Genomic DNA, 12,613 nt, shown 5'->3' with positions numbered 1-12,613 from the left:
CGGCCGGCGGGTGACATCGGAGAAAGCGGTGGTGAGCGTGAAGGCAGTGATCGTCGGCGCAGGTATGGGCGGTATGTCGGCGGCCATCGCTCTCAGACAGCTGGGAATCGAGGTCGAGGTCTACGAGCAGGTCACCGAGAACAAGCCCGTCGGTGCCGCGATCTCGGTGTGGTCCAACGGGGTCAAGTGCCTCAACCACCTCGGGCTGGAGAAGGAGACCGCCGAGATCGGCGGGATCCTCCACTCGATGAGCTACGTCGACGGCTTCACCGGTGACACCATGTGCCGCTTCAGCATGCAGCCACTCATCGACGAGGTGGGTCAGCGTCCGTACCCGATCGCGCGGGCCGAACTGCAGCAGATGTTGATGGACGCGTATGGATTCGACGACATCCACTTCGGCAAGGAGATGGTGGCGGTCCGCAGCGACGAGAATCGTGCCACCGTCGAATTCGCCGACGGGACCACCGATTCCGGCGACATCGTGATCGGCGCCGACGGCGCGAGGTCACTGGCCCGCGAATACGTCCTGGGCGGCCCGGTTGCGCGCCGCTACGCGGGGTACGTCAACTTCAACGGACTCGTCGAGGTCGACGAGAAGATCGGCCCGGCCACCGAATGGACCACCTATGTGGGTGATTCACGGCGTGTGTCGGTGATGCCGGTGGCGGGCAACCGCTTCTACTTCTTCTTCGACGTCCCGATGCCCGAGGGCGTTCCGTTCGAACGCGGCAGCGCGCGCGAGGTGCTCGCCGCGGAGTTCGCCGACTGGGCGCCCGGCGTCCAGACCCTCATCGCGGAACTCGATCCCGCGACCACCAATCGGGTCGAGATCCTCGACCTCGACCCGTTCGACACCTGGGTCAAGGGACGCGTCGCCGTGCTCGGCGACGCCGCGCACAACACCACGCCCGACATCGGACAGGGTGGATGCTCGGCGATGGAGGACGCGGTCGCACTGCAGTTCGCCTTCCGCGACCACCCCGACGATCCGATCGCCGCCCTGGACGCCTACCAGGCTGCGCGCACCGAACGCGCCGGCGATCTGGTGCTCCGCGCCCGCAAGCGCAGCGACGTCACCCATGGCAAGGACCCGGAGAAGACCGCCGCCTGGTACGACGAACTGCGCAGCGAGGACGGCACCAACATCATCCGCGGCATCGTCGGCAACATCGTCGGCGGTCCGCTCACGTCCTGAGGCTCCGCCCGAATGCGAACTACTCGCCGTCCCGGCCGATCTCGGCCGTCTTCAATCCGTCGTGAGCGACCAGCGCGGCCTCCCGGGAGAGCGTCGGACCGGGCGCGAGCAGGGACACCACCGACCACGGTGCACGCGCCGGCGAGTCACCGAGCCCGAGGATCCCACCGGTCTCGAGGTCGGGAATCCCGAACCGTACACCCGAATCGTTCACGTAGAACAGCGATTCGGTGCGGGCACTGTCGGCCTCGTTACCGGTCACCTGCAGATACTCCCCCGACCCCTGCGGCAGATAGACCTCGTCGAGACCGGGTCCGACACCGTCGGCCGAGGTGAGGCGTACCGGCACCGCATCGGACGCGAGCGGAAGGGCACGCCCGGCCAGCAATGCGGTCTCGGCCCGAGGCTCGTCGGTGCCACGAGACCAGCTGCGGCACAGCGTCGGATCGGCAGCGAGACCGAGCAACGACGGGTCGGCCTGCGGGAAGTCGCCGATCGGCAACTCCTCCACCACCTTCAGCGTCGCGAGCTCGCCGGGCGCCACCGTTCTGACGGGCGCGGCGCCGTCGCGGTCGGCCAGACGCAGGATCTCGGCGGTCGGGGCACTGATCTCCTGGACACCGCCGCGGAGCACGACGTGATAGGTCGTCTCGTCGTCGACGCCGACCGACTTCACGACCGAGCCGACGGTCGCCGAGTCCACCGCGCCCGGCTGTCCGGCGCCCGGAATGGCGGGCACCGTCAGCGGATCGACGAGCGGAAAGCTGTTGAGCAGGCCGGGGGTCATCCGCCGCGGCGTCACTCCGTCGAGTCCGAGACCCCGCATGACCGGGGCGCTGCCGGTGTCGACCTCCGCGCGAACCGGGCTCCATGCACCGTCCCGGAACAGCTGATAGACCAGGAAGATCTCGTCGCCGGCACGGACGAGCACCGCGTCGGCCGGGCGCGCGGTCTCGACGGTCGACGAACCCAACGCGGGCTTCTCACCGATGACCGTCTGCCGGATCGACTCACTCGACGAATCCGACGCGACGGTCGACGAATCGCACACCGTCCACACGGAGTTGCCCTGGTGCGCCGAACCCGGCAGGGACGCGGGTGCACCCGGGATTCCCAGCAGAGGGCCACGCGGATAGGACTTGAGTTTGGTGTCCGCCACCGACGTCGGCTTCTCGGAACTCCCGGTGATCAGCCGGGCCGAGGCGAGATTGAGCACGGGGTGCAGCGTGTCCTCGACGAGGACATGGGTGCTGCCGCTGTTCTTGCTGACGATGATGGTCGCGTCCCCGACCGAACCCTGCGGCCGGACGAGACCGTACACCCCGCAACCGCCGAGAACGAGCAGGCCCAGAATCGTGCCGACCACCAGCGCCTGCAACTGGGATCGCATCGGGTCGTGCAGCATTCGCACATCGCGGCGCACGAGCGCGTGCTCGAGCCGCTTGATCAGGAAACGATAGCCGTTGACCTGCGCCTTGGTCGTGAGCTGACGTGCCACGACTCCCCCTGTCCGCACCGATCCCAGCCGCCCGCGAACGGGCGCCGCTGTGGACCGGTTGTGATCTCCTGCGGCATACCCCCTGCCGCGCGGTAGTAGCCTAACCGACAATCAGGCCCCTCACGTGCGGGGCTCAGCCGCCTGTGGACACACCGACGGGCGGCGCCGCATTCGACGCGGCACCGGGATCGAGGGGGGATCGTGGATCGGAACACGCGTGCGACGGGGCTTCGCACACTCCTGGTGATCGAGGTGATCGTGGCTCTCGGCCTCGTCGTGTGGGCGTTGTCCGGCAGCGTGTGGGGTTCGTCGGCACTGATCGTGGCCGTGGTGGTCGCAGCCGGACTGGTCAGCGTCGGCGGCCGGTCTCTGTTCGGGCGGATCGGCGCACGGATGTCGTTCTCCTGGTTGCGGATGCGCCGGAGCCCCGCCGACCTCAACCCGGCCCCCTTCGACGTCCCGCTGTCCGGATCGTCGACTCGTCCATCAGCACGCCGCTCGTCGGCACCCACGACCATCGGCGCCCGCTGGGTGGGCGACACCCTGGTCACCGTGGTCCGGGTCGACCCCGGCGGCCCCGCGGTCACCTACCTGACCCCCGGCAACAGCACGCTCGCCGGCGAGACGGGCCAACTGGTTCCGCTCGACGTCCTCGCCGAATGCATCGACCGCTACGACATCGCGCTCAGTTCCATCGAGGTCATCAGTCACGGTGTGCGCGTGTGGGGTTCCGGTGTGGCACCAGCGACCTATGACCGCACCCTCGGACCGCTGTCGGCGACCGCCCAGCGCTCGGTGTTCGTCGTGCTCCGGCTCGATCCACTCGAGTGCCCCGACGCCGTGGCGCGGCGCGGCGGCGGCGCGACCGGTGCCCTGCGCACCGCGACGGTCACCACGCGCCGCGTCGCCAAACGCCTCGCCGAGCACGGGCTGACCACCACCATCCTGTCCGCCGCACAGATCACCTCGGTCACCACCCAGCTGACCGAGGGAGCCGGCCTCGACTCCCTGGCCGAGGAGTGGGAATCGGTCGGGGTGTCGGGGCTCCGCATCCGGAGTGCCGCAGTCGAATCGGAAGCGCTGCCCGCCGTCGTCCGCGACGTCTGGGTCAACTCGGCCGTCTCGACGACACTCACCATCCGACTCCGGCACATCACCGCCGACCGCCGTCACCGCAAGGGACGACGGGAGGTCGAGGTGTCCGCGTTCGTCCGGTTCAACGAGTTCCCGGATGCGCGCCGGTCGGTGCCGTCGTGGCCGGCCGGCCTGCAACCGCTCGACGGACGCCAGTTCGACGCCCTCGCGGTCAGCCTTCCGATCGCGACGCCCACCCGCCTCGACCGGGCCCTGCCGACCCTCACCGGCGACGCGGCCCAGGCTTTCCTGGGATCGGTTCGCCTCCCCGCCGGAGGGTGCGGTCAGCTCATCGGAGCCGACCACGCGGGCCGCGCCGTCGCCACCCGACTCGTCGGCCCCGGCATCGCCACCGTCTCCGTTGCCGCCGGAATCCACGTCGTCGCGCAGATGGCACTGCGCGCGGTGGCTGTGGGTGCCTCGGTCCGTGTCCACACCGACCGACCGCATCGCTGGGCGCCACTGGTCACCGCGGTCGCCGATCCGAGCGCACTGTCACTGGCCGGCGACCGCACACCGGCCCGTCCGGGACCGGCGCTGGTCATCGTCGACGGCGTCAGTCCTCCATCCCCCCAACCGGATACGACGCGGATGATCGTGTCCGCACCGGGCGTCGACGACCCGGCCGGCGGGCACACCGTCGCTCTGATGCAGAATCCGCGTGCGCCACAGGACCTCTCACTCGACACCGGCGGAGAACCGATCCTGGTGACGATGGTCGCGACCCCGGACGAGTGGAACCTGATCGGCGGCTACCCCGAACCCGCGGCCCACACACCCGCCGGACCCGTTCGGCGCTAAGCCCGTATCACTGAGCGCTGTCGCCGCGGTATCACTCAGCGGCTGTCGCCGCGGCCGGCGCGGACGCGGACACCCCGTCGGCAGCCGACACCGCAACCGGCACGAGCGCCCGGTAGAACACCGCGCGCGCCGAGGCGGCCCGCACGATCACGTCCGGGTCGTCGTCGGTGATCCACAGGGCACGACCGGACTGCACTGTCAGCGGCGCGCCACCCGCGGGACGAACCTCGATCGCACCACTGAGCACCGCGAGGATCTGAGGCCCCGGCATGTCGAAACAGATCGACGACGAATGATGCAGCCCGGTGCCGTCCAGCTCGACCCGGGACAGCCGGAACTCCGGCGCGGGGGTGAGGTACACACGTTCCGCGCCGATCATGCGCACCGGCGGTGCCAGCTGGGCGGAGTCGACCGGGGTGAAATCGAGGACGCGCAACAGCTCGGGCACATCGATGTGCTTGGGCGTGAGGCCGCCGCGCAAGACGTTGTCGGAGTTGGCCATGATCTCCACGCCGGTGCCACGGAGGTACGCGTGCAGATTGCCGGCCGGCAGGTACAGACCCTGCCCCGGCTCGAGGTGCACGTGATTGAGCAGCAACGAGGCGAGCACACCGGGATCGTTCGGATAGTCCTCACCGAGTTCACACACCGTGCGCAGTTCGGCGGCGAACTCCGTGCGCCCCGCGCTCAGCACCTCGATCGCGCCGTGCAGTACCGCGGGCACGAGCTGACGTATCAGCGACTCCGGCAGTGTCAGCCAGGTGGTGAACACCGCCCGGAGCCCCTCTGAATCAGGTTGCCCGACAAGCATTCCCAGATAATGGTCGAGTTCGCTGACCTGAAGTTCGCGAAGCAGGGCGATGGTCTCGTGCGGATCGCGGAAACCGGCCAGCGCATCGAAGGGCGTGGTGGCGACCATCAGCTCCGGCTTGTGCCACGGATCGCGGTAGTTGCGGTCGCGGGCGTCGATGGCGAGGCCACGCGCGTTCTCCCGTTCGAACCCCTCTCGCGCCTGTTCCGCGGAGGGGTGCGCCTGCAGCGACAGGGCCTCTTCGGCGGCGAGGACTTTCAGCAGAAACGGGAGCCGATTGCCGAACTCGGCCGCACTGGCCGTGCCGAGTGTCGCCACCGGATCGGCGTCGATCACCTCGCCGAGGTCCTGCTCGGGACCGGAGGGGTCGACACATCGCGCCGAACCTGCCGGGTGCGAACCGAACCACAGCTCGGCTTCCGGATGGGCCGACGGGACAGGCCTGCCCTGAATCGACGCGATGGCCGTCCGTGAACCCCACGCGTAGGGGCGCACCACTCCGTCGAGAATCCTCATTGCACCGTGTTCCCAATCAGGCGGAGATACACCGCCGCCATCTCGACCCGCAACGCCACGACCAACAAACCGAGAACGTCCCCCGGGCCGTCGGCCACCGGGTCCTCACCCGGTGCCGGACGCCGGTCGTCCCACGGTTGGCCGCCACCCGGCGGCACCCCGCCTGCCTCGTCGGCACCGACAACCAGATCGACGTCGCCCAATCCCATCACTCGCTGCCGGGTGTACCACTCGCGCCGGGGAGTCGACACCACCATGATGCGGGGAGCCGGCTCCTGTGCCGGACCGTCGAACTCCGGGTCGTAGAAGATCGTGTCGGCGGCCGGCGCTCCGCCCGGCCGCGACTCCAGGAGCCGGGACATCCTCGCCACGTCGCCGAGTTCGGCGACTGCGCTGATGATCCCGGCGAACCCGACGAAGCTGGAGGCGGCGTGAGCGGCCAGGACCGAACCCGCCGGCGAATCCGACGTCCAGACGGCGGGACGGCCCTGCACGCGGACCGCCAGCGACTTGGCGCGATTGTGGAAGGTCTCGCGGGAAGGATGCGATCCGGAGGCCTCGGCGTCGAGCGCGTCGGCCAGGTCGTCGAGGACGGGCGTCGGGCCGGTGACACGGACCTGCGTCAGTGCGCCGAACACCGCCAGCAGTGCCGCGACGAAACCGACGAAACGGAAGCGCGGTTCGACGTCGAACCGCGGAGAGAGGTCGATTCCGTTGCCGCCCAGGGCATCCCGCAAGGGGCCGGCGATCGGCGCGGCCACGACCACCTCCGCCCGACGACGCTGGGCGCGCGCGGCGGCATCCGCCAGCGCCATGTCTCCGGCATCCTCGCCGGCCACGATCACGACGTCGAGAGGACCGACCCAGCCAGGCAGGACGGGACCACTCACGACCGGGACGTCGACACGCGCTGCGAGGGTGGCGACACTCAGCTCGGCCGCCCGATGCGAGACCTCGCTGGAACCGTGGACGACCACGATGCTACGTGGTCGGAGGTCCGCGAGAGGGGCGAGGACACCCTCACGAACGGCCTCGGCGGTGGCACGGACCTGCGCTCCGGCGAGCGCGACGGCCCGCAGCAGTCCGTCGACGTCCGCGGAGAACAACTCCTCGGCATCGTCGAGGTCGGGTGTACCGGTACGCATGGAACCAGCGTAGCCAGGTGCGGGGACACACGCCCGGGTACGCGACACAGTCACCCGTTCGATTCTCGGACCGGGTTCGGACGGGCGGGCGGGTCCGGGCCGGAGCACGAATGATCCGCGGCCCCCGACGGCGACAACGGGTTCCACGCCCCCCGCGTGGTGGTGTCCGCTCAGTCGACCGGATCCGGGAGTACGCGGAGATGACCGCGGCGGCCCGGACGTGGCCGCGTCTGGTGGCGCGGCACTCCCGGAACGGCCGGCGGCTGCGACGGCGAGTCGACCGGCCCGGCGCGATGGCGGCCGCTCCGGCGATCCGCGAGGGCGGCCTCGTAGGCGGCATCGGCCGCGCGTGCCTCGTCCCGAGCCCGCGAGTCGAAGGCGTCGAGGGAGTCCACCGGCATCCGATCCGAACCACGACCGAGGGGCCCGCGATCGACGAAGCCCGGGCGCGCACCCCCGGCGACGGCGCCGGCCTCGCGGACGGCCTCGGCGAGGGCGGTCAGTTCGTGGTCCTCGGCAGGTGCCGAGAATCCCCGCTCACTGCGCAACATCTCCCACCCCCGCGGCACGGTGATCCGCCGGGCGTGATCGTCGCACAGATCCCAGGAATGCGGCTCCTCCGAGGTCGCCAGTGGACCGATCACCGCAGTCGATTCGGCGTAGACGAAGGTCAGGGTAGCCACCGCGGATCGGGCGCAGCCGGGTCGGCAGCACAGACGGGGAAGCTTCACGTGACGAGATTAGCCCGCCCTGTCCGCAACCACAGATTCGACACGCTCACAACGGGCCGAGGCGGGGGCGACACGAGCCACTGCGACCTCTTAGACTCGCGCCATGCGCATCCACCCGAAGCCGACGCAGCGCGGCTCATACGGCCAGCCGGGACTTCGTCGTGGCCGACGACGGGTCGAACGGTACCGAGACCGGCGAGGACGCGGCCTGCGTTCCCCGCTGCTGCCGCAGAACGTCCCCGCCTACAACACCCGATCCGATGAGTTCGACGCCGTCGCGCTGGAGGCCTTCGCCGAGATCGACGCGCAGTGGCACGATCAGCTCTCCGGACTCGACATCGCCGTCGACGAGATCCCGCGCCTGCTCCCCCGAGATCCCGAGACCGTCGAGTGGCCCGACGAGGTGACCGCCGACGGTGCGGTTCCGCTTGCACGGCTGATCCCGGCGGGGATGGACGTCCACGGGGTTCCGACGCGGGCTCAGATCATCCTGTTCCGCCGGCCGCTGGAGTCCCGCGCGAAGAAGGGGACAGATCTTCTCGAGTTGGTACACGAGGTTCTCGTCCAGCAGGTCGCGACCCACCTGGGCGTCGACGAAGACACGATCGACCGCGGACCTGAATGATCCGCGGTCGATGATCGCGTTCGACGATGACCGTCGAGCGTCCAGCTGTCGCTGGTCTATTCGTCTGTTCTGACGACGCCGTTCCGGCGACGTCGGTCAGATGATGCCGCGCTTGATGCGACGGCGCTCGCGCTCCGACAGCCCGCCCCAGATACCGAAGCGTTCGTCGTTGTGGAGCGCATACTCCAGGCATTCCGCCTTGACCTCGCAGCCCTGGCAGATGCGTTTGGCCTCACGTGTCGATCCACCCTTTTCCGGGAAGAACGCCTCGGGATCGGTCTGCGCACACAGTGCGCGGTCCTGCCACTGCTCCTCGACCGCGTCGAACAGGTCGTCGAAGTCGTTGGGCACCAGGGCCAGATGACGACGACCCGCCGACTCGTCCGCGTCGGCACCGGCGAGACCGGTTGCGTCGGCGGCGAATTCGACTGAGGCCGCACGCGCGGTGCCGCCGATCATCGAATCGTCAACGGGGCCAAGGGTACGGAATTCTGGGGTACCGATCTCCGGGGCGGATGTCATCACGGGAGACTCTGCGATGAATTGCGGGCGATCATGTGGTTCAAGCGGATTGCCGATCGGGTTGTTCAAAGCCATCGTCGGCGCCTCCTAGCTCGGGATGTTGGTCGTAATCTGTCCTTTGCGAACACGACGTGCTGCCGTACCCACCACTGCTGCCACACCACTTGTACTCCGGGTGCGCGAACTCCCTGCATCCGTTGTACACAGCGCCCGAGCGACGGCACTCGATGCCGGCACCGACCCTCTGCCGAGTTCGAACACATGATCGAATCCCTTGGAGGCCAGTAGTTCTCGACTTCGAATGTTCTCGATCTCAAACTCGGAATGACACTGATGTGATTAGACACGCCGAGGGCGGTCCCGGTCAAGTTGAATCGAAGAATTCCCTTTACCATCGCGTGCCGACAAATCTGTGACTCGACACGACGATGACGCGAAGGCGAAGCGAAGATCACACTCACGAGCCCTCCTCCCAGCCCGCCGGACGGGCATGACAGCGGCGTACGAACCCTCGCGGCCGACCACTAGAGTGGCGGTGTGAAGGAGTACCTGCTGTGAAGGTGACCGTACTCGTCGGCGGCGTGGGGGGTGCCCGTTTCCTCCTCGGACTGCGCGAATTGCTGGGTGTCACCCCGTTCCCGCCGCATCCGGACGACCCCACTCTCGGTGTCGGCGAACATCAGATCACCGCGATCGTGAACGTCGGCGACGACGCGTGGATGCACGGCGTGCGCATCTGCCCCGACCTCGACACGTGCATGTACACCCTGGGCGGTGGCATCGACCCCGAACGTGGGTGGGGCCGGCGCGGTGAAACCTGGCACGCGAAAGAGGAACTCGCCGCCTACGGGGCGGACCCGGACTGGTTCGGCCTCGGCGACCGTGATCTCGCCACCCATCTGATCCGCACCCAGATGCTCGACGCCGGGTACCGGTTGTCCGATGTGACCGCCGCCCTGAGCCGCCGATGGAACCCGGGGGTGCGCCTGCTGCCGGTGACCGACGACCGGCACGAGACCCACGTGGTGATCGCGAAACCGGACGGCGACGAGGGCGAGCGGGTCGCGATCCACTTCCAGGAATGGTGGGTGCGCCACCGGGCGCAGGTCCCGACCTTCGGCTTCGCGCAGGTGGGCTCGGACGACACCACGCCCGCACCCGGTGTCCTCGACGCGATCGCCGACGCCGACGTCATCGTGCTCGCGCCGTCGAATCCGGTGGTGAGCATCGGTGCGATCGTGAGTGTTCCGGGAATGCGCAGCGCACTGCGGACCACGACGGCCCCGGTGGTCGGCGTCTCCCCGGTCATCGACAACCGACCGCTGCGCGGTATGGCCGACGAATGCCTGTCGGTGATCGGCGTGGAATCGTCGGCCGAGGCCATCGCCGCCCATTACGGGGCCCGCAGCGGCAACGGCATCCTCGACGGCTGGCTGATCGCCGAGGGCGACCACGCACGCGTCGACGGCATCTCGATCGGTTCGGCCCCGCTGCTGATGACCGACCCGCAGGCCACCGCGCAGATGATCCGTGCGGCCTGCGCGCTCGTCGACGTGGCGCTGCCGGACCAGAACGTGGGCACCGCGTGAGCGAGCTCGCCGATCATCGCGCCCCGGACGGCCTGGAGATCCGGCCCGTCACCGGGCTCCCCGAATTCACCGACGAATCCGACGTCGCCGCCGAGGTCCTCGCCGCCGCACCGTGGCTGGAATCCGGCGATGTCCTGGTGGTGACGAGCAAGATCATCTCCAAGGCCGAGGGCCGCATGGTCGACGCACCCGCCGACCCGGAGGAACGTGATGCGCTGCGGCGCAAGCTCGTCGAGGCCGAGTCGGTGCGCGTGCTCGCCCGCAAGAACCGCACGCTCATCACCGAGAGCCGTCTGGGTCTGGTCCAGGCCGCAGCCGGGATCGACGGTTCCAACGTGCGCTCCGACCAGCTGGCCCTGCTCCCCGAGGATCCGGACGGCAGCGCGGCACGGTTGCGGGCCGCCATCGCCGAGCGAACGGGCCTCGAGGTCGCGGTGATCATCACCGACACGATGGGCCGTGCGTGGCGCACCGGGCAGACCGATGTCGCGATCGGCTCGGCGGGCATCGCCGTCACCCACCCGTATGACGGTGGCACCGACGACTACGGGAATCCGTTGGTGGTGACCGACATCGCGGTCGCCGACGAACTGGCCGCGGCCGCCGACCTGGTCAAGGGCAAGCTCGCGGCTGTCCCGGTGGCCGTCGTCCGCGGGTTCGCACCCGTCGACAACGGTTCGACCGCCGCCGATCTGATCCGGCCCGCCGAAGAGGACCTGTTCCGGCTCGGCACGGAGGAGGCCATCGCCCTGGGGCGGCGTCAGGCCATCCGCACACGACGTTCGGTGCGCGCCTTCGACGACCGACCGGTCGATCCCGACGACATGCGGACCGCACTCGGGGAAGCCCTGACGGCGCCCGCGCCCCACCACACCCATCCGGTGCGGTTCGTGTGGGTGCGGTCGGTCGAGCGGCGTCGTGCGTTGCTCGATGCGATGAACGCCGAATGGCGCGCCGACCTCGAATCCGATGCCAAGACACCCGAATCGATCGAGAAGCGGCTCCGTCGCGGTCGGATTCTGTACGACGCACCCGAATTGGTGATCCCGTTCCTCGTGCCCGACGGTGTGCACGAGTACCCCGACGAGCGACGCAACGCGGCCGAGCACACCATGTTCACGGTGGCCGCGGGCGGCGCCGTGGCGAGCCTGCTCATCGCGCTGTCGGTCCGCGGGATCGGCAGCTGCTGGGTCGGATCTACGATCTTCGCCGCGCCGACGGTGCGACGCGTCCTCGAACTCGACTCGTCGTGGGAGCCGTTGGGCGCCGTCGCCATCGGGCACCCGCTCGAGGCCGCCCCGCTGCGCGACGCCGCGCCGACCGACGAGTGGGTGGTCGAGCTGTGACCGCGGAGTCGCTGCACGCCTCGGCGGTCGAGGCCCTGACCGCCTGGCAGGCGCCGGACTCGGCGCAGGACAGCCTGCGGCACGCCTACCTCGCGCTCCTCGCCGCCACTCCCGACGCCTGCCTGCGCGCCTGTGCGGCAGGTCATCTCACCGGGTCGGCCATCGTCTTCGACGCCGATCGAAGCCATGTGCTGCTGACTCTGCATCCGCGCGTGGGCAGATGGATTCAGCTCGGCGGACACTGTGAGCCGACCGACGAGACCCTGGCCGACGCCGCATTGCGGGAAGCCCGTGAAGAATCCGGCATCCCGGGTCTCGACCTCGATCGCGTCGGCGGCAGTGGTGGCATCGTGCACCTGCACACCCACCCGATCACCTGTTCACTCGGCGTGCCGACCAGGCATCTCGACGTGCGCTACCGGGTGGTCGCCGCCCCGACTGCCGACGGCAGCCTCCCGGCGTTCGAACGCAGTGAGGAATCGGTGGACCTGCAGTGGTGGCCGATCGACGATCTGCCGGCGGACACCGACGCCGACATCCCGGAGCTCATCCGGGCCGCGCTGGCCACGAAGACCTGGTGAGTCGACCTCGCGAGCCCTTCGTGACGCGTCCTCCGCAAGCTCCGGACGCTCCTCAGGGAGCGGGGGTTCTGCGTCCTCCGCAAGCTCCGGACGCTCCTCAGGGAGCGGGGGTTCTG

11 protein-coding genes are annotated in these 12,613 nt (G+C 69.3%); 6 read left to right on the top strand and 5 right to left on the bottom strand.

Annotation, left to right across the window (positions count from 1 at the left end; translation table 11 throughout):
- Nucleotides 1–37 precede the first annotated feature (37 nt).
- Entirely contained in the window at nt 38–1,198 is a 1,161-nt protein-coding gene (gene hpxO, locus BPODLACK_RS11915; protein ID WP_159405406.1) for an FAD-dependent urate hydroxylase HpxO, read from the top strand.
- Between the two features lie 19 nt (nt 1,199–1,217).
- On the opposite strand, the gene eccB is transcribed toward hpxO, so the two are convergent.
- Nucleotides 1,218–2,696, bottom strand: a complete 1,479-nt coding sequence (eccB, locus tag BPODLACK_RS11910; protein WP_159405373.1) for a type VII secretion protein EccB — start codon at nt 2,694–2,696, stop codon at nt 1,218–1,220.
- Between the two features lie 201 nt (nt 2,697–2,897).
- On the opposite strand from eccB, the gene eccE reads away from it, so the two are divergent.
- Nucleotides 2,898–4,631, top strand: a complete 1,734-nt coding sequence (gene eccE, locus BPODLACK_RS11905; RefSeq protein WP_024500576.1) for a type VII secretion protein EccE — start codon at nt 2,898–2,900, stop codon at nt 4,629–4,631.
- Nucleotides 4,632–4,662: 31 nt separating this feature from the next.
- Here eccE and manA read toward each other — a convergent pair whose 3' ends face one another.
- The 3 genes from manA to BPODLACK_RS11890 all read right to left on the bottom strand — a co-directional run bounded on the left by manA (nt 4,663) and on the right by BPODLACK_RS11890 (nt 7,834).
- Entirely contained in the window at nt 4,663–5,958 is a 1,296-nt protein-coding gene (gene manA, locus BPODLACK_RS11900; protein ID WP_024500577.1) for a mannose-6-phosphate isomerase, class I, read from the bottom strand.
- On the bottom strand, nt 5,955–7,103 hold the full coding sequence (locus BPODLACK_RS11895) for a hypothetical protein (RefSeq protein ID WP_024500578.1): 1,149 nt from the start codon (nt 7,101–7,103) through the stop codon (nt 5,955–5,957). The genes manA and BPODLACK_RS11895 overlap by 4 nt, the downstream gene beginning before the upstream one ends.
- A 170-nt stretch (nt 7,104–7,273) precedes the next feature.
- A complete protein-coding gene (locus BPODLACK_RS11890; RefSeq protein WP_191834456.1) occupies nt 7,274–7,834 on the bottom strand; it encodes a DUF3499 domain-containing protein in 561 nt (186 codons plus the stop codon).
- Between the two features lie 103 nt (nt 7,835–7,937).
- On the opposite strand from BPODLACK_RS11890, the gene BPODLACK_RS11885 reads away from it, so the two are divergent.
- Nucleotides 7,938–8,459, top strand: a complete 522-nt coding sequence (locus BPODLACK_RS11885) for a metallopeptidase family protein (RefSeq protein WP_024500580.1) — start codon at nt 7,938–7,940, stop codon at nt 8,457–8,459.
- A 96-nt stretch (nt 8,460–8,555) separates the two neighbouring features.
- Here the strand turns inward: BPODLACK_RS11885 and BPODLACK_RS11880 are convergent, their stop codons facing one another.
- Complete coding sequence (locus tag BPODLACK_RS11880) at nt 8,556–8,819, bottom strand: WhiB family transcriptional regulator (RefSeq protein ID WP_232513138.1); 264 nt, start codon at nt 8,817–8,819, stop codon at nt 8,556–8,558.
- 716 nt (nt 8,820–9,535) lie between these two features.
- Here BPODLACK_RS11880 and cofD point away from each other — a divergent pair.
- The 3 genes from cofD to BPODLACK_RS11865 are packed head-to-tail and all read left to right on the top strand — an operon-like array spanning nt 9,536 to nt 12,497.
- The gene (cofD, locus tag BPODLACK_RS11875; protein WP_024500581.1) at nt 9,536–10,570 is read left to right on the top strand and encodes a 2-phospho-L-lactate transferase; all 1,035 of its coding nucleotides are present in this window, start codon (nt 9,536–9,538) and stop codon (nt 10,568–10,570) included.
- Nucleotides 10,567–11,916, top strand: a complete 1,350-nt coding sequence (locus BPODLACK_RS11870; RefSeq protein ID WP_024500582.1) for a coenzyme F420-0:L-glutamate ligase — start codon at nt 10,567–10,569, stop codon at nt 11,914–11,916. The genes cofD and BPODLACK_RS11870 overlap by 4 nt, the downstream gene beginning before the upstream one ends.
- On the top strand, nt 11,913–12,497 hold the full coding sequence (locus tag BPODLACK_RS11865) for an NUDIX hydrolase (protein WP_159405372.1): 585 nt from the start codon (nt 11,913–11,915) through the stop codon (nt 12,495–12,497). The genes BPODLACK_RS11870 and BPODLACK_RS11865 overlap by 4 nt, the downstream gene beginning before the upstream one ends.
- Nucleotides 12,498–12,613 lie beyond the last annotated feature (116 nt).

Source organism: Gordonia sp. YY1, assembly GCF_009872315.1.
In the GTDB taxonomy this organism is placed as follows: Bacteria; Actinomycetota; Actinomycetes; order Mycobacteriales; family Mycobacteriaceae; genus Gordonia; species Gordonia amicalis.
The sequence above is the reverse complement of the archived record's forward strand: the minus strand, read 5'-3'. Positions and strand labels throughout refer to the sequence as shown.